The following is a 15,359-nucleotide window of genomic DNA, read 5'->3' on the forward strand; positions in this document are numbered from 1 at the left end:
CTCCATCACAGGCAGTCGCCGGCCGGGAGCAGTTCGGCCCGCATGTTCCGCTCCATCATGCGCAGGGCCGCTTCGCCGAGGTCGTCGTGGATGGCCGCCACCGCGTCGACCGCCACCCTGACCGAGAACTCGCGCACGTAGGCGTCGAGCGCGCTGTAGAGCACGCACTGCTCGGTCACCTGACCGGCCAGGACGACCGTCTCGATGCGCTCGCGGTTCAGCGCGTACTCCAGCGGGGTGCCGTAGAAGACGCTGTGGCGGACCTTCGGCAGGAACGCGAAGTTGCCCGGCGGCACCAGCGGCTCCACCAGGTCGGGACGTTTCCCCGCCAGGGCCCGCCGGACCAGGTCGTCGCGGCTGGCGCTGAAGTCGCCGTGGTTGTCGTTCACGAAGATCAACTCCACGTCGGCGCGCCTGGCCTTGTCGATCAGCCGGACGATCGGGCCGATCGTCGTCTCCACGTTGGCGGCCAGCGCCTCGGCGTCCTCGTGGTCGTAGGTGTTGAGCACGTCCATCACGACGACCGCGGTCGTGGTGCCGCTCATGAGGCCGTCCGTTCCACGCGGCGCATCGCCTGGGCGTAGGCGTGCACGGTGTCTCGCGCCACCCGGTCCCAGCCGTAGCGGGTGCTCGCGCGGTCGGCTCCGGCGATCCCGAACGAGTCACGCTGCAGGGGGTCCTCCAGCAGCCGCCGGACCGCGCCGGCGACGGCGGTCGGCCGGCGCGGCGGCACCAGCAGGCCCGTCACCTCGTTGACGACGGTGTCCTTCTGGCCGCCGACCGCCGACGCGATCACCGGCACCCCGCAGGCCATCGCCTCCAGCACGACCATGCCGAAGGGCTCGTACCAGGGCACGCACACCACGGCGGCGGCCGAGCGCATCAGGTCGGGCACGTCCTCTCTGGCGACCTGGCCGATGAAGGTCACCCGGTCGGCCACGCCCACCCGTTCGGCCTCGGCCCGCAACCGGGTCGCCTCCTCGTCGTGGTCGAGATCGTCGACCGGCAGGCCCCCGCCGACGACCAGATCGGCCTCCGGCACGTACGGCAGCGCCTGGATGACCGTGTCGACGCCCTTGCGCGGCACCAGCCGCCCGATCGACAACAAGCGGGGGCGCTCCGGGCGCTCGCCGGGCACGCCGGGACGGAACAGGCCGAGGTCGACCCCGCACGGAACCACGCGGGCCCGATGGCGCGGCACCCCCATCCGGGCCAGTTCGTCGACCTCGTCGGGACAGGTCGAGATGATCACGTCGGCGGCGCGGCCGATGGCCGTCTCGGCGGCGATGCGCTCGGCCGGGCTGGTGTCGGCCGCGCCCTGGTGGCGGCGCTTGACCGTGCCCAGCGCATGAAAGGTGTGGGCGACCGGCACGCCCAGCCGCCCGGCCGCGCCGAGGGTGGCCAGGCCGCTCATCCAGAAGTGGCTGTGCGCCACGTCGGGGCGCTCGAAGGCCCACTGCTCCCGCAACCAGGAGGCGAAGTCGGGCACCCACGGCAGGATGTCGTCCTTCGGGATCGGCTCCGGCGGCCCGGCCGGCACGTGGGCGACCGTGACGCCGGGCCCGAACGGCACCCGTTCGGGCAACCCGGGATCGTCTCTGCGGGTGTAGACGGTGACCTGGTGGCCGAGCGCGGCGATCGCGGTCGCCAGGGCCGCCACGTGGACGTTCTGGCCGCCCGCGTCCGGGGTGCCCAGCCCGGCCAGCGGGCTGGCGTGCTCGGAAACCATCGCGATCCTCATCGCACCACCTCCTTGAGCAGCCGGTCCCAGTCGGCGAGGAACCGGTCGAGTCCGTAGCGGTCGAGGGCCGCCGCGCGCGCCGCCTCCCCCGCGTGGCGGGCGAGATCGGGGTCGGCGGCGAACTGCCGCGCCGCCTCGGCGAGCCGGTCGGGGTCGGTGGACAACACGCCCGCCTCGGGCGGCACCGCCTCCCCGGCCTCGGTCGAGGCGACCGCGACGACGGGCATGCCGAGGGCCATGGCCTCCAGCAGCGACAGGCCGAGCGAGGTCCATCGGTAGGGGTGGACGTAGACCCGCCGCCGCGCCAGTTCGGTGAGCATGCGGTCGTGCGGCAGGTCGCCCTGGCCGTTCTCCAGGGTCTCGGTGCCGATGCCGAAGACGTCCACGGGGGAGAAGAGCGGCAGCAGGTCGGTGCCGGCCACGCGGGTCCGGCGGACCGGCTCGTTGATCACGGCGGCGGCCCGGGGGAGCTCGCCGGTGTAGCGCATCCCCGGGTCGGGGATGCCATGCTCGATCACCGTGGTGGCGGCGCCGCCGTTGTCCCAGAACAGGCGGTTGAAGTGGGTGACGTGCACGAGCGGCCCGCCCTCGCCGGCCATGGGATGGCGGGTCTTCACGTCGGGCGGGGTGTTGTGCTCGACGTACACCCACGGCACGTCGCGGCCCAGCCAGCGGCGGGCCAGCTCCAGTTCGTCGGGGCGTTGCAGGACGACGACGTCCACGTGTTCGTCGCGCAGCCGCTCGGGGGCGACCTCGCGGGCGCCGGCGGGCCAGTCGTAGGTGCGGGCCCGGCCCCGGCCGTAGGGGCCGCGGTCGGGGGTGACCGGGACCAGGTAGTCGTGCGGGCCGTGCACGAACGCCGTCATCCAGGAGCCGTGCACGTGCCAGGCCAGGATCCTCATCGCATGACCTCCTTCATCGCCTCGTACACCTCGGCCGGGCCGACCGAGCTCAGGCACGGGTGCCCGGCGACCGGGCAGACCGTGGCCCGGGTCCCGGCGCAGGCCGCCCCCTGGTCGCCGAGCAGCCGGTGCGGCACGCCGTAGGGCGCCCAGCGCACGGCGGGCACCGTCGGCGCGAACAGCGACACCACGGGCGTCCCGACGGCAGCGGCCAGGTGGGCGGGGCCGGTGTTCCCGGCCACCACCACCCGCGCGCCGGCCAGCACCCCGGCCAGCTCGGCCAGGGTCGTGCCGCCGCCGAGGTCGACGCCGTGTTGCCCGGCCACCCGGGCCGTCAGCTCGCGTTCGCCAGGGGAGCCGGTCACCACCACCGGATGGCCGTGCCGGGCGAGCAGGCCGACCAGCTCGGCGCAGTGGCCGGGCGGCCAGGCGCGCGCGGGCACCGAGGTACCCGGGTGCACCACGAGATAACCGGGAGGCAGGCCGGGATCGGGCAGCGGCCGCCGGACCGCCGGCCTGGAGCCGCGGGCCGGGTAGCCCGCCGCCGTGGTCAGGCTGAGGGCACGTTCGGTCTCGGGGATGTCGTCGGGCACCCGGTGCCGCAGGTCGAGCAGGGAGCCGGGGTAGTCGTCGCTGATCGCGCCGATCCAGGGCACCCCGGCCATGCGCAGCAGCAGCGCCAGCGGCAGCGGCGACTGGTGGAACGAGGTGAAGATCAGCGCCCGGTCGACGTCGTCGACCGTCTTGACCAGCAGCCGCAGGTGCTCCGGGTCGACCGGATCGGGTTCCGGCTCGATCCAGGGCGCCGGCCACTCCAGCACCCGGTCGACGCCCGGCAGCAGTTCGGCGGCCGAGCGTCCGCGCGGGCCGGCCAGCAGCGTCACCCGGGCCGCCCCCGCCGCCACGGCGCGGACCGCCGGGCCCATGAGCAGCACGTCCCCGACACTGTCGAGGCGGGCCAGCAGGACGTGTGCGCTCATCCCTTCGACAACTCCCGTTCCTCCGCGAACCAGCGGATCGTGCGGCGCAGCCCCACCGTGGCCGGGACCGTCGGCCGCCAGCCGAGCCGGGCGGCGGCCAGCGAGGTGTCCGGGCAGCGCCGGTGCGGGTCGTCGACCGGGCGGCCGACGTAGGTGATCGGGGAGGAGGACCCGGCCAGGTCGCGGATCTCCCGGGCCAGCTCCGTCATGGTCGTCTCGGCGGGGTTGCCGATGTTCACGGGGCCGGCGAAGTCGCTGTCGGCCAGGGCGAGGATGCCGGTGACCGTGTCGTCGACGTAGCAGATCGACCGGGTCTGCTCGCCGGTGCCGGTGACCGTGATCGGCTCCCCGGCCAGGGCCTGGCGGATGAACGTCGGGATGGCGCGGCCGTCGTGGGGGCGCATGCGCGGGCCGTAGGTGTTGAAGATGCGGACGATCGCGGTGTCCATGTCGTGGGCGTGGCCGTAGGCGGTGGTGAGCGACTCGCCGAACCGTTTGGCCTCGTCGTACACGCTGCGCGGGCCGACCGGGTTGACGTTGCCCCAGTAGTCCTCCCGCTGCGGGTGCTCCAGCGGGTCGCCGTAGACCTCGCTGGTGGACGCCAGCACGAACCGCGCGCCTTTCTCCCGGGCCAGGCCGAGCGTGTGGAGGGTGCCGGTGCTGCCGACCTTGAGGGTCTCGACGGGATAGGCGAGGTAGTCGGCCGGGGAGGCCGCCGACGCGAAATGGAGCACCAGGTCGACCGGCCCCGAGACGTGCAGGAAGTCGGTGACGTCGCAGTCGACCATCCGGAAGCCCGGCCGCTCCATCAGGTGGGCGAGGTTCTCGGGGTCGCCGGTGAGCAGGTTGTCGAGGCAGACCACCTCGTCGCCCCGGTCGAGCAGCCGCTCGCACAGGTAGGAGCCGAGGAACCCGGCCCCGCCGGTCACGACGGTCCTCATGCGACACTCACCTCCAGCCGGTCCCGGGCCGCGCCCAGCACCTCGGTCACCGTGATCTCCAGAAGTCCCGGGTCGGGGGCCGGGCCGTGCGGGTCGCCCGCGCGGCCGTGCCAGATGACCCGGTGCGGCCCCGGCGGCGGCCCCCAGAGCGCCGGGGGCGTGGGACCGAACAGCACCACCGAGGGGGTGCCGTAGGCCGCGGCGAGATGGGCCACGCCGGTGTCGCCGCAGATCACCAGCCGGGCCCGGCGCACCAGTCCGGCCAGTTCGGTCAGCGTCGGCGTCAGCACCGGCAGGCCGCCGGCGACCTGCCGGGCCAGGTCCGTCTCGCCGGGTCCGGCGGTCACCACCACGGGCCGTCCTTCCGCGTTCAGCGCGGCGGCCACGTCGGCGAACCGCTCCGGCGGCCAGCGGCGGGCCGGGAAGGCCGCGCCGGGGTGGACGACGATCGGCCCGCCGCCCTCGTGCGCGCCGAGCCGGAGGTCGGCCGGGTCGGCGGGGATGCCGTACCGGCCGAGCAGGTCGCACCATCGGGCGACCTCGTGCGCGGCCGGATTCCACGGCGGCCCCGTGGTGTGGCTGACCAGCAGGCGCGGCCCGGCCGCGCGCAGCGCCGCGACGCTCTCGGGGCCCCGGCCGTGCAGGTTGACCGCGACGTCGCAGCCGGTCACCGGCACCGGGCCGGGCCCGCGCACGTCGAGCCACGCGTCGGCCTCCCCGCCCAGCAGCTCCCGGTACGCCTCCGGCGCCGCCAGCACCAGACGGTGCCCCGGAAAGGCCCGCCGCAGGGCACGCAGCGCGGGCAGCCCGGTGAGCAGGTCGCCGAGCCCCAGGCCGCGCAGCACCAGCAGGTCTAGGGCCACGAGGTCTCCATCGAGTGGCACACGACCAGTTCCCGCACCTCGCACCCCGGCGGCTGCGACAACGCGAACACGACCGCCTCGGCGACGTCCTCGGGCCGGTTGAGCTGGGCGTCCGGACCCGGTTTGTACTGCTCGGGGCGGCCGTCGAAGAAGCTGGTGCTCATGCCGCCGGGGATCAGCAGCGTCACGCCCACCGTCCCGGCCAGCTCGGCCGCCAGCGCACGGGTGAACCCGACGACGCCGAACTTGCTGGCGCAGTAGGCCGTGGCGTCGCCGACGGCCTTGATCCCGAGCGTGGACGCGCAGGTCACCACCCGCCCCCGGCTCTCGACCAGGTAGGGCAGCGCGGCCCGCACCACGGCGGCCGTGCCGAACAGGTTGACCTTCACGACGCGTTCCCACTTCCCGCCTGGCACGTCGGCGAGCGCGCCGCAGGCGTCGGTCCCGGCGGCGGTGAAGACGCCGTCGAGCCCGCCCGCCCGCGCGGCCAGCGACCGGACCGCGGTCTCGGTCGCGTGGCTGTCGGCCAGGTCGGCACGGACGTGCTCGAACTCGTCGGGCACCGCGCGGTCGATGACCAGCGGGCGCCCGCCCGCCTTGGCGACGGCCCGCGCGGCGGCCAGCCCGAGGCCGGACGCGCCCCCGGTGATCAGGATGTTTCCCAGCATCGATGTTCCTTCCAGAGATCGGGCCGTCGGGCGGCGGCGGTGATGAGCCGGGTGGTCGAGCGTTCGGGCACCGTGTCGAGCAGCACCAGTTCGGCGCCGACGTCGGCCAGCACCGCCGACTCGGGCAGCGCCCGGCCCTCGTAGTCGGAGCCCTTGACCCACACGTGGGGCCGCAGGGCGCGGATGACCTCGGCCGGGGTGTCCTCGTCGAACACGACGACGCCGTCGACGTCCTCCAGGGCGTTCAGCACGGCCGTCCGGTCGTCCTGCCGGGAGACCGGGCGGCCCTTGCCCTTGAGGCGGCGGACCGACAGGTCGGAGTTGAGGCAGACGACCAGCAGGTCGCCCAGCTCGCGGGCCCGGCGCAGGAGGCTGACGTGACCGGCGTGCAGCAGGTCGAAGCAGCCGCCCGTGGCGACCACCCGGCCGCCCGCCCGGCGCACCCGGTCGGCCCGGCGCAGCACGTCGGCGTCGCCCTCGGGCGCGGAGGCCGGGATCGTCGCGACGCCCCCGTCCGAGACGAAGGCGGTGGCCGCGGCCGTCGCCGCGACGGCGGCCTCCGCGCAGGTGGCGCCGCCGAGCAGGGCGGCCGCCGCGGCGGTGGCGAACCGGTCGCCCGCGCCGCAGGTGTCGCCGCTCGTGACGCGCTCCGGCGCGGGCACGTGGAAGCCCCGGTCGCCGGAGTGGAAACGCGCGCCCCGCGCGCCCAGGGTGACCGCCACCGCCTCTCCGCCGAGCATGGCCAGCAGGCGGCGGGCCGCCTCGGCGGGCGGGCAGGCCCCGGTCAGGGCGACGGTCTCGGCCAGGTTCGGGGTGACCATGGTGCACTCGGGCGGCAGCGGGCCGCGCGGATGCGGGTCCCAGACCACGGGTTTGTCCGTCAGCCCCGGCAGCAGCTTCGCCACCAGGTCGGCGGCGCCGCGCCCGTAGTCGGAGACGAGGATCGCCCCCGCCCGCCGCAGCACCGGCAGCGCCCGGTCGGTCAGGTCTCCGGCCACGCCGTCGCCGGAGTCGAGCCGGGCCACGGTCGCGCCGCCCACCCTGATCCGGGTCTTGCGCACGGTCGTGCCGCGCATGGGCAGCGGGACCACCATCAGGTGGCGGGCCAGCAGGCGGTGCAGCAGGCGGCCGTCCGGGTCGTCGCCGAGCGGCGTGACCAGCACGACCTGCGCGCCGTCGGCCGCCGCCAGCAGCGCGGCCAGCCCGGCCCCGCCCGGCCGGACCCGTTCCGACACGTCCTCGACGACGGGCGCCCCGGAGTCGGGCGCGACGCGGTCGCTGCGCCCGTCGAGATCGCAGTCGAGCAGGGTGTCGCCGATGACGACCAGAGGACCGGTCACGACAGCGCCTCCTCGATCGCCTCGCAGAGCAGGTGCACCAGCACCAGGTGGACCTCCTGGACGACGCACGGGCTGGACGAGAACACCGAGATGGCGTCGTCGCAGAGGTCGGCCAGCTCGTTCGGCGGCGGCCCGGTCAGCGCCCAGGCCATCAGCCCGCCGTCGCGGGCCGCCCTGGCGGCGGCCAGCACGTTGGAACTGGCCCCGCTCGTGGACAGGGCGATCAGCACGTCGCCCGGCCGGCCGTGCGCCCGCACCTGGCGGGCGAAGACCTCCTCCGGGCCGTAGTCGTTGACGATCGCCGTGGTCGACGAGGTGTCGGCGTGCAGGGCGATGGCCGCGTAGGGCCTGCGGTCGGCCCGGAACCGGCCGACGAGTTCGGCGGTCAGGTGTTGCGCCTCGGCCGCCGACCCGCCGTTGCCGCAGGCCAGCAGGCGGCCCCCGTCGTCGAGGACCCCGGCCAGCTTGCGACCCCATATGCGGACGCGGGCCGTCTCGTGTTCCAGCCGGTTCAGCGTGGCGGTCAGATCGTTCAGGTGCGGATGCACGCGCCTCCCCCTTTCACTCGGACCCGCAGTTCGCCGCCCAGCCGGTGGAGGCAGGCGGCGGGTGGTATCAGCACGCTGGTCGCGGCCATGCGCAGCACCTCGGACGGGGTTCTCGGCCCCGGCGCGATCCGGCTCCACGCGAACCGGGCGGTCAGCGCCGCCCAGCCCGCGAACGCCGCCTTGGCGGCGGGTCTCCCGCGCCAGGCCAGCACGGCGGCGGTCAGCCCGAGCCCCGTGGTCAGCAGGTGAGCGCGCAACCGGCCGGGCCCGCCGACGCGGGAGCGCCAGCCGGGGCCGTGGACGCGGCGCATCAGCGCGTCGTCGGCGTTGCCGCGCTGCCGTCGCACGCTGGCCCAGAAACCTTCGTCCCGCACGGGGTGGACGGTGGTCCGCAGGCCGGTGACCAGCCGGTACCCGGCGGCGGTCAGCCGCAGGGCGAGGTCGGCGTCCTCCCGGTAGGCACGCGGGAACCGTTCGTCGAAGCCGCCCACGGCGGCCAGGGCGCTGCGCCGGAACGCCATGTCGGCGGTGATCCACCGGGCGGTGGCCAGGCCCGCGGTGTTGCGTTCGGCGTCGGTGGGGGGCCGGGTCCCGTCGAGCGGCACCACGATCCGGCCCTGCGAGCCCGCCACCTCCGGCGGCAGACCGCGCAGGTCGGCGCCGATCTTCTCGGCCCAGTCCGGCCCCGGCAGCACGTCGTCGTCGAGGAAGACGACCCACTCCGAGGAGGCCGCGCGCCACCCCTGGTTACGCGCCGCCGCCGGGCCCCGGCCGCCCGAGGGCAGGATCACGAGCGTCGCCGACGGCTCCCCGACGGGCAGCGGACCGGCGCCCGGCCTCGCCCGGTCGTCGACGACGACGAGTTGAAAACGTGCCGGCACCGCCTCGGCGACCGCGCGCAGGGTCGCCCGGCCGACGGTCGGGATCACGACGGTGATCTCGGGGTCGCTCATACCGACCTCCGCACCAGGAACGGCCCGATGGCCAGCACGTCGACCGGCGCGGACCCGAAGCACTCCAGGGCGTCGCGCGGATCGTCGACCATGGGCCGCCCGGCCGTGTTCAGCGACGTGTTGACGATGACCGGCAGCCCGGTCAGCGACTCGAAGGCGTTGAGCACGGAGGCCATGAGCGGGTCGCGCCCCGCTGACACCGTCTGGATGCGGGCCGTCCCGTCGACGTGCACCACGGCCGGGATCCGGTCGCGCCACACGGGGGCGACGTCGTGCACGAACAGCATGTACGGGCTGGGCACCGGCCCCCGCGAGAAGATCTCGGCGGCCCGGTTCTCCAGCACCATGGGCGCGACCGGCCGGAACTGCTCCCGGCCCTTCACGTCGTTGAGCCGTTCGGTGTTGCGCGGGTTGCCCGGGTGGGCCAGCAGCGAGCGGCGGCCCAGCGCGCGGGGGCCGTATTCACTGCGCCCCTGGAACCAGGCGACGATCCGGTCCTGGGCCAGGGCGTCGGCGACCGCGACCGCGATGTCGGGAGGTCGTGAATAGGGGATCTGGGCCACGTCGAGCCAGGCCGCCAGTTCGGCGTCGGTGAACCCCCGGCCCAGGTCGGCGCCCGGCATCGGGGCGACCGGGTCGCCGTAGGTCCTGGCCAGGTGGAGCGCGCCGCCCAGGGCGGTGCCCGAGTCGCCGGCCGCCGGCTGCACCCACACCTCGCGGAACGGGCTGCGGTCGAACAGGCGGGTGTTGGCCACGCAGTTCAGCGCCACGCCCCCGGCCAGGGCGAGCCGGTCGAGGCCGGTGCGGTCGTGCAGCCAGGCGGCCAGGTCGAGCAGCACCTCCTCCAGCCGGGCCTGGACGCTGGCCGCCAGGTCGGCGTGCTCGCCGTTCCAGGCGCCGCCGCGCTGGACCTGCTTGGCGAAGACGTTCCAGTCGACGGGGCCGACGTGGAAGCCGCCGTCGCCGGTCGCGCCGATCAGCTCGCGGAGCGCGGGGAGGTGTTTCGGCGTGCCGTAGGAGGCCATCGCCATGACCTTGTACTCGTCGCTGGAGCGCAGGAAGCCGAGGTGCTCGGTGACGTCTTCGTACATGAGCCCGAGGGAGTGCGGCAGCGTCTGGCTCGCCAGAATGGTCAGCTCCCCGTCGCGGTAGGCGCCCGCCAGGTGGGAGACCGCCTCGCCGCGGCCGTCGCAGACCAGCACGGCGCAGTCGCCGAACGGAGCGGCCAGCCCGGCCGAGGCGGCGTGGGCGATGTGGTGGGGCACGAATTTCACCTGCGCCGGGTCGAGTCCCGGCAACGCGGTCGCCAAGAAGGCCGGGGCCCGCACGGCGTAGGCGGTGCGCAGCATCTCCCAGGCGCCGTCCTGGCCGGGCCCGTTCTCCACCACCAGGGCGGGATCGTAGGAGTAGGCCACCCCGTCGAGGTCCTCGGGCCGCAGCCCGGCCTTCTCCAGGCACCAGGTGGCCGCCATCTCGGGCAACTCCCAGGCCGAGAACGCCAGGGGCCGTTTGCCGTGTTTCCTCCTGCTGAAACGCTCCTCCTCTGCGGCGGCGACGGTACGCCCGTCGACCACCAGCGCGGCGGAAGGGTCATGGAAGATCGCGTTGATTCCCAGAAATCTCATGGGACCCGCTTTCGCGTGGAGAACACCACTCGAGAAGCGCTCCTCCGAGTAGCGCTTCACCAGCGTCTGAAACGACCGCACCTGGTTTGGCGGCGTTGACATTTCCGGCCTGGGTCACGGGTAGCGCGAGATCATGCGCGCGATTCTGTTCGACCGGGATGGCACCCTGATTGTCGACCTCCCCTACAACAACGACGCCAAACGTGTGATCCCGATGCCCGGCGCGCGGGCCGCCCTCGATCGCCTGCGAGCGGCGGGGGTCCCGATCGGAGTGATCACCAACCAGTCGGGGGTGGCCAGGGGCCTCATCACTCTCCGTGAACTTTCCGAAGTCAACGATCGAGTGGAGGAACTTCTCGGCCCGTTCGACGTGTGGGAGGTCTGCGTCCACGACGAGACCGACGGATGCCCCTGCCGGAAACCCGAGCCCGGCATGGTCCTGTCGGCCGCGCGGCGGCTGGGCGTGCCGCCGGCCGAGTGTGTGGTCATCGGCGACATCGGCCGCGACATGGAGGCCGCGCGGGCCGCCGGGGCGCGGGGCATCCTCGTGCCGACGGCCGTCACCAAGATCGGCGAGATCAGGGCGGCCGAACACGTCGCCCCCGATCTCCGCGCCGCGGTCGAGGCGGCGCTCGCTTTTCAACCGCCGTGACAGGGGCAGCGGGGCCCTGACGGAAGGAGCGGCCATGACCACCGCACGCGAGATCATGACCCCGAACGCGGAGTGCGTGAACTCCGATCAGACCATCGCCGAGGCGGCGGAGAAGATGCTCAGCCTCGACGTGGGATCCCTGCCGATCTGCGGCGAGGACAACCGGCTCCAGGGCATGCTGACCGACCGCGACATCGTGGTGAAGGTCATCGCCCAGGGCCGCGACCCGAAGTCGTGCCTGGCCGGTGAGCTGGGCGGCAACGAGGTCGTGACCATCGGCGCCGACGACGACGCCCGCGAGGTCCTGCGGACCATGGGCTCCCACAAGGTCCGCCGGCTGCCCGTGATCGACGGGCACACCCTGGTGGGCATGGTCGCCCTGGCCGACGTCGCCCGGGCCGTGCCCGACGCGACGGTCGGCGACCTGATGGACGCCCTCACCACCGACTGACCCTCTTCGAACTCTGGAGACGAGATGAGCCAGACCGTCATCGACCTGATCATGGCCGACCACCGCGACGTCGAGCAGCTCTTCGAGCGGCTCAAGAAGGAGCGGGAGAACCGCCCCGCCCTGGTGGCCGAACTGGCCGCCAAGTTCGTCGCGCACGCCCGCGCCGAGGAGAGCCACGTCTACTCCGCGCTGGCCCAGGCCGCGCCGAGCGAACGCGGCGAGGTCCACCACGGCACCGAGGAACATCACGAGGCCGAGGAACTGCTGGCCGCGCTGATGGCGGCCGATCCCGACAAGGCGGAGTTCACATCGGTTCTGGAGCAGATGGAGAAGGCCGTCAAGCACCACGTCGAGGAGGAGGAGAGCGACATCCTCCCCGTCCTGGCCAAGGCCGTGCCCGGCGACAAGCTGGTCCGGCTGGGCCGGGTGTTCAGCGAGGCCAAGGCGGCGGAACTGGCCAGGCCGCCGAAGCCGCGTGGTCGTACCAAGGAAGAATTGCTCGAACAGGCCAAGGAGAAGAACATCGAGGGCTACAACTCGATGACGAAGGACCAACTCTTGGCCGCGCTGGGCGAATGACTCAGCCGGCGGGCTTCTCCCAGGTCAGGAGGTAACGCCAGAAGACGAGCCGCCGCACCCGCGCGCCGGGGAGCAACTCGGCGGCTTCGCGGGCGACCTCCCGGGTGGTGAGCGGCGGGTTCAGGACCATGGGCATGGCCGCGTGGGCGGCGTCCTTGGCGAACCCGCCGCCGCCGTTCAGCAGCCGTTTGGTCAGGAACACCGCACCGAGCGCCCGGTGCCCGGTCGCCGCGGCGAGTTCGGCGGGCAGTTCCCTGAGCAGGTCCCGCCGGGGCAACGCGATCGCGGCCAGCACCCCGCCGGGCCGCAGCGCCGCCGCCAGGATCGGCAGCACCTTCTCCAGCGGCATGTGGTGCAGCGCGCAGATCGAGAAGATCGCGTCGTAGTCCTTGCCCGGCAGCGGATCGGTCAGGACGTCGCCGAGCACCCAGGTGACGTTGCCGAGGTCACGCGCGGCGGCCTCCTCGATCATCTCCGGCGAGCGGTCGAGACCGTCCACCCGGGTGGCACGCGAGGCCAGCTCGGCCGCGAAGGCCCCGGAGCCGCAGCCGACGTCGAGCACCTTCCGGGGGTCCGGCGGGAGGTGGCGGAGCAGAAGCCGGTGGTAATAGGCGTTGTGATCCCAGTCGAGCACAGCCAGAGGCTAGCCCCTCGCGCCGGCGGCTAGGGGTTCAGGACGCAGAACTCGTGACCCTCCGGGTCGGTCAGGCACGACCACTCGACCTCGCCCTGACCGAGGTCGAGATCGGCGGCCCCCAGCCCCCGCAGCCGGGCCACCTCCGCCGCCCGGTCGGCACCAGAGGAGGGCAACAAATCGAGGTGGACGCGGTCGGGCGCGGTCTTCGGCCCCGGCGTACGCAGGAAGCCGAGAAAGGGCCCGGCGCCCGTGGCGGAGCGCAGCACGGCGTGGTCGTCGGTGACCCGATGGAGGGTCCAGTCGAGCGCCTCCCCCCAGAACCGCGCCATGGCGCGTGGGTCGGCGCAGTCGACCACGATGGAGGCGATCGGCCCGGTGTCGCGGTAGACCTCGCTGGGCTCCAGGACGCAGAACTCGTTGCCCTCGGGGTCGGCGAGCACCGTCCACGGCGCCTCGCCCTGGCCGATGTCGGCGGGCGTCGCGCCCAGCGCCTTGAGACGCGCGACCAGCTCGGCCTGGTGGGCGGCGGAGGTGGTGGCGAGATCGAGGTGCACCCGGTTCTTCGCCGCCGTCTTGCCTTCCGGCACGGGCACGACGTCGACGCCGACGAACACGGGATCGGGCCAGACGAGGCCGCCGGGCGGCCCGACGTAGGTGGTCACGCCGGGGTGGTAGGCGGTCCACCCGAGCGCTTCGGCCCAGAACCGGCCGACCGCCGCGGCGTCGAGGGCCTTGATGTTCACCTGCGCGGGTCGCAATGCCATGGCGGCGATCTTACGTAGCCGCGCCGAAGAACAGGTCGCGGTTGGTTCTGACGTACTGTTCGACGGTTTGCGGGCGCTTGCCGGTGATCTTCTCGATGACGTCGTCGGTGCCGGCCAGCAGGCCGTTGCGGTAGTCGATCGCCACCGACTCCAGATGCTGGATGAGGTGCTCCGGGCTGCCCGCTTTCCGCAGCGTGTCGGCGTAGGCCTCGGTGGTGATGGGCTCGTAGCGGACCGGGATGCCGAGCGTCTCCGACATGATCTCGGCGATCTCGTGGTGGTTCAGCTCGACCGGGCCGAACAGCGGGTAGGACCGGCCGATGTGGTCGGCGGGGTCGGTCAGGATGGCCGCGATCACGCGGGCCTGGTCGGCGGCGGCGATGGGGGCGTGACGGCCGTCGCCGAGAGGCAGGCGCAGGACGCCGCTGCCGTCGATGAACTGCCAGTTGATCGGCAGCCATTCGGCGAAGAACGTCGGCCGCAGGTGCACGGCGCCCACCGGGGCCCAGTCGAACACGCGCTCGCCGAGCCAGTGCTGGCGGGCGGCCTTGCTGGCGGCTTCCCGGCGGGCGGGGGTCTGCGACATGTTGACCACGACCTCAAGGCCGCTCTCGGCGCCGGTCTGGGCGAAGATCGTGGTCGCCTCGACGAGGCCGGGCAGGATCGGGTAGACGAAGTAGGCCCGGCGGACGTCGTCGAGGGCGTGGGCGACGGCGTCGAGGTCGAGCAGGTCGCCGGTGACGATCTCGGCGCCCTGTTTCGACAACCAGGCCGACCGGTCGTCCTCGCGGTGGACCATGGCGCGGACGCGCAGGCCCCTGTCGAGCAGGTCGCCGACCACCTGGGCGCCCGTCTTGCCGGTCGCGCCGGTGACCAGGATCGGGTTGTCGCTCATCGATGCCTCCCACGTCATGACGATGGGGCTCCTTCTCACCCTAAGCGCCATGCGGGAACGGCCGCCCCGACGCCGTCTTGACGTCCACGGGCGCGGACCATGCCGTTTGCTGAGACGCCGTGCCGCACACTGAACGGCGTGACCGACGAAGAAGAGACGGGCGGCCGGCGGATGGCCGACCACTGGTGGTGGCGGCCCGGCTGGCGGGTGGGGCGGCGCGGCTACGCCTGGCATCTCACCTTCCGGAACAGCCCCGACGTGCACCGCCTCGCCGCCGTCTACCGGCAGGGGCTGGCCGGGGTGCCGGAGCTCGACCCGGTGCCCGACGCGTCGCTGCACCTGACCATGCAGCAGGTCGGGTTCGTCGACGAGGTCACCGGCGACCAGGTGAAGGCGATGGTCGAGGGCGCCGCCCGGCGGCTGGCGCTGCTGCCCGCCTTCGACATCGAGCTGGGGCGGCCGGTGATCACCCGTGAGGCGGTCCGCTGGGACCCGGTTCCGGCCGCGCCCGTGGTGGCGGTGCGGCTGGCGATCAGGCAGGCGATGGCCGAGGTGTGGCCGCAGGTGCCGGGCCGCGAGGAGGGCTTCGTCCCGCACATCTCGATCGCCTACAGCAACGCGCCGGTGCCCTACGCGACCGTCGCCGCCGCCCTCGGGGCGATCGACGCGCCCCCGGCGCGCGCCCGCGTCGAGAAGGCCGACCTGATCGTCATCCACCGGGACCGGCGCATGTACGAGTGGACCGAACACGCCGCCGTGTGAACCGGTTCTCCGCCACGTTTTCCGGGTAGCTGGGCCTCCGGTTCCCCACGAGAAGGAT

Annotated in this window: 18 protein-coding genes; 4 read left to right on the top strand and 14 right to left on the bottom strand. The window is 73.7% G+C overall.

What is annotated here, in order from left to right; all coding sequences use genetic code 11:
* Positions 1-5 precede the first annotated feature (5 nt).
* The 11 genes from QSK34_RS15165 to QSK34_RS15215 are packed head-to-tail and all read right to left on the bottom strand — an operon-like array spanning position 6 to position 10,561.
* Positions 6-545, bottom strand: a complete 540-nt coding sequence (locus tag QSK34_RS15165) for a cysteine hydrolase family protein (RefSeq protein ID WP_285584541.1) — start codon at positions 543-545, stop codon at positions 6-8.
* Complete coding sequence (locus tag QSK34_RS15170; RefSeq protein WP_285584542.1) at positions 542-1,741, bottom strand: glycosyltransferase; 1,200 nt, start codon at positions 1,739-1,741, stop codon at positions 542-544. Before QSK34_RS15170 ends, QSK34_RS15165 begins: the two co-directional genes overlap by 4 nt.
* Positions 1,738-2,643 carry a glycosyltransferase gene (locus QSK34_RS15175; protein WP_285584544.1) on the bottom strand — a complete coding sequence of 302 codons (906 nt, stop codon included), beginning with the start codon at positions 2,641-2,643 and terminating at the stop codon, positions 1,738-1,740. Before QSK34_RS15175 ends, QSK34_RS15170 begins: the two co-directional genes overlap by 4 nt.
* Positions 2,640-3,623: a glycosyltransferase family 9 protein gene (locus QSK34_RS15180; protein WP_285584547.1), complete on the bottom strand. Its 984-nt coding sequence runs from the start codon at positions 3,621-3,623 to the stop codon at positions 2,640-2,642. The genes QSK34_RS15175 and QSK34_RS15180 overlap by 4 nt, the downstream gene beginning before the upstream one ends.
* Positions 3,620-4,564 carry a UDP-glucuronic acid decarboxylase family protein gene (locus QSK34_RS15185; protein WP_285584549.1) on the bottom strand — a complete coding sequence of 315 codons (945 nt, stop codon included), beginning with the start codon at positions 4,562-4,564 and terminating at the stop codon, positions 3,620-3,622. Before QSK34_RS15185 ends, QSK34_RS15180 begins: the two co-directional genes overlap by 4 nt.
* Positions 4,561-5,427: a glycosyltransferase family 9 protein gene (locus tag QSK34_RS15190; protein WP_285584551.1), complete on the bottom strand. Its 867-nt coding sequence runs from the start codon at positions 5,425-5,427 to the stop codon at positions 4,561-4,563. The genes QSK34_RS15185 and QSK34_RS15190 overlap by 4 nt, the downstream gene beginning before the upstream one ends.
* Positions 5,418-6,095: an SDR family oxidoreductase gene (locus QSK34_RS15195; protein WP_285584553.1), complete on the bottom strand. Its 678-nt coding sequence runs from the start codon at positions 6,093-6,095 to the stop codon at positions 5,418-5,420. Before QSK34_RS15195 ends, QSK34_RS15190 begins: the two co-directional genes overlap by 10 nt.
* Positions 6,077-7,435, bottom strand: coding sequence for a PfkB family carbohydrate kinase (locus tag QSK34_RS15200; RefSeq protein ID WP_285584555.1), 1,359 nt, complete (start codon positions 7,433-7,435; stop codon positions 6,077-6,079). Before QSK34_RS15200 ends, QSK34_RS15195 begins: the two co-directional genes overlap by 19 nt.
* Positions 7,432-7,983 carry a D-sedoheptulose-7-phosphate isomerase gene (locus QSK34_RS15205; protein ID WP_285584557.1) on the bottom strand — a complete coding sequence of 184 codons (552 nt, stop codon included), beginning with the start codon at positions 7,981-7,983 and terminating at the stop codon, positions 7,432-7,434. Before QSK34_RS15205 ends, QSK34_RS15200 begins: the two co-directional genes overlap by 4 nt.
* The gene (locus QSK34_RS15210; RefSeq protein ID WP_285584559.1) at positions 7,968-8,936 is read right to left on the bottom strand and encodes a glycosyltransferase family 2 protein; all 969 of its coding nucleotides are present in this window, start codon (positions 8,934-8,936) and stop codon (positions 7,968-7,970) included. Before QSK34_RS15210 ends, QSK34_RS15205 begins: the two co-directional genes overlap by 16 nt.
* Positions 8,933-10,561, bottom strand: coding sequence for a carbamoyltransferase family protein (locus QSK34_RS15215; protein ID WP_285584562.1), 1,629 nt, complete (start codon positions 10,559-10,561; stop codon positions 8,933-8,935). Before QSK34_RS15215 ends, QSK34_RS15210 begins: the two co-directional genes overlap by 4 nt.
* 133 nt (positions 10,562-10,694) lie before the next feature.
* Here QSK34_RS15215 and QSK34_RS15220 point away from each other — a divergent pair, with 133 nt between their 5' ends.
* Genes QSK34_RS15220 through QSK34_RS15230 form a run of 3 tightly spaced genes read left to right on the top strand, consistent with a single transcriptional unit; the run spans position 10,695 to position 12,243 of the window.
* Positions 10,695-11,213: a D-glycero-alpha-D-manno-heptose-1,7-bisphosphate 7-phosphatase gene (locus tag QSK34_RS15220; protein ID WP_285584564.1), complete on the top strand. Its 519-nt coding sequence runs from the start codon at positions 10,695-10,697 to the stop codon at positions 11,211-11,213.
* 34 nt (positions 11,214-11,247) lie between these two features.
* The gene (locus tag QSK34_RS15225) at positions 11,248-11,664 is read left to right on the top strand and encodes a CBS domain-containing protein (RefSeq protein ID WP_161480863.1); all 417 of its coding nucleotides are present in this window, start codon (positions 11,248-11,250) and stop codon (positions 11,662-11,664) included.
* 24 nt (positions 11,665-11,688) lie between these two features.
* On the top strand, positions 11,689-12,243 hold the full coding sequence (locus QSK34_RS15230; protein ID WP_285584567.1) for a hemerythrin domain-containing protein: 555 nt from the start codon (positions 11,689-11,691) through the stop codon (positions 12,241-12,243).
* Position 12,244: 1 nt separating this feature from the next.
* Here the strand turns inward: QSK34_RS15230 and QSK34_RS15235 are convergent, their stop codons facing one another.
* From QSK34_RS15235 to QSK34_RS15245, 3 genes are read right to left on the bottom strand one after another with little or no spacing between them, the layout of a single operon-like run.
* Complete coding sequence (locus tag QSK34_RS15235) at positions 12,245-12,877, bottom strand: class I SAM-dependent methyltransferase (RefSeq protein ID WP_285584569.1); 633 nt, start codon at positions 12,875-12,877, stop codon at positions 12,245-12,247.
* Between the two features lie 29 nt (positions 12,878-12,906).
* Positions 12,907-13,644, bottom strand: a complete 738-nt coding sequence (locus QSK34_RS15240; RefSeq protein WP_285584571.1) for a VOC family protein — start codon at positions 13,642-13,644, stop codon at positions 12,907-12,909.
* A 10-nt stretch (positions 13,645-13,654) separates the two neighbouring features.
* Positions 13,655-14,557 carry an NmrA family NAD(P)-binding protein gene (locus QSK34_RS15245; RefSeq protein WP_285584573.1) on the bottom strand — a complete coding sequence of 301 codons (903 nt, stop codon included), beginning with the start codon at positions 14,555-14,557 and terminating at the stop codon, positions 13,655-13,657.
* A gap of 120 nt (positions 14,558-14,677) precedes the next feature.
* On the opposite strand from QSK34_RS15245, the gene QSK34_RS15250 reads away from it, so the two are divergent.
* A complete protein-coding gene (locus QSK34_RS15250) occupies positions 14,678-15,301 on the top strand; it encodes a 2'-5' RNA ligase family protein (RefSeq protein WP_285584574.1) in 624 nt (207 codons plus the stop codon).
* The last annotated feature ends 58 nt before the right edge of the window (positions 15,302-15,359 follow it).

The organism is Herbidospora sp. NBRC 101105, from assembly GCF_030269205.1.
GTDB classification, from domain to species: Bacteria; Actinomycetota; Actinomycetes; order Streptosporangiales; family Streptosporangiaceae; genus Herbidospora; species Herbidospora solisilvae.

What these genes read in the sequence shown, in the direction of transcription:
- QSK34_RS15165 (WP_285584541.1), bottom strand. Translation starts at nt 545, where the DNA reads ATGAGCGGCACCACGACCGCGGTCGTCGTGATGGACGTGCTCAACACC.
- QSK34_RS15170 (WP_285584542.1), bottom strand. Translation starts at nt 1,741, where the DNA reads ATGAGGATCGCGATGGTTTCCGAGCACGCCAGCCCGCTGGCCGGGCTG.
- QSK34_RS15175 (WP_285584544.1), bottom strand. Translation starts at nt 2,643, where the DNA reads ATGAGGATCCTGGCCTGGCACGTGCACGGCTCCTGGATGACGGCGTTC.
- QSK34_RS15180 (WP_285584547.1), bottom strand. Translation starts at nt 3,623, where the DNA reads ATGAGCGCACACGTCCTGCTGGCCCGCCTCGACAGTGTCGGGGACGTG.
- QSK34_RS15185 (WP_285584549.1), bottom strand. Translation starts at nt 4,564, where the DNA reads ATGAGGACCGTCGTGACCGGCGGGGCCGGGTTCCTCGGCTCCTACCTG.
- QSK34_RS15195 (WP_285584553.1), bottom strand. Translation starts at nt 6,095, where the DNA reads ATGCTGGGAAACATCCTGATCACCGGGGGCGCGTCCGGCCTCGGGCTG.
- QSK34_RS15210 (WP_285584559.1), bottom strand. Translation starts at nt 8,936, where the DNA reads ATGAGCGACCCCGAGATCACCGTCGTGATCCCGACCGTCGGCCGGGCG.
- QSK34_RS15215 (WP_285584562.1), bottom strand. Translation starts at nt 10,561, where the DNA reads ATGAGATTTCTGGGAATCAACGCGATCTTCCATGACCCTTCCGCCGCG.
- QSK34_RS15220 (WP_285584564.1), top strand. Translation starts at nt 10,695, where the DNA reads ATGCGCGCGATTCTGTTCGACCGGGATGGCACCCTGATTGTCGACCTC.
- QSK34_RS15225 (WP_161480863.1), top strand. Translation starts at nt 11,248, where the DNA reads ATGACCACCGCACGCGAGATCATGACCCCGAACGCGGAGTGCGTGAAC.
- QSK34_RS15230 (WP_285584567.1), top strand. Translation starts at nt 11,689, where the DNA reads ATGAGCCAGACCGTCATCGACCTGATCATGGCCGACCACCGCGACGTC.
- QSK34_RS15240 (WP_285584571.1), bottom strand. Translation starts at nt 13,644, where the DNA reads ATGGCATTGCGACCCGCGCAGGTGAACATCAAGGCCCTCGACGCCGCG.
- QSK34_RS15245 (WP_285584573.1), bottom strand. Translation starts at nt 14,557, where the DNA reads ATGACGTGGGAGGCATCGATGAGCGACAACCCGATCCTGGTCACCGGC.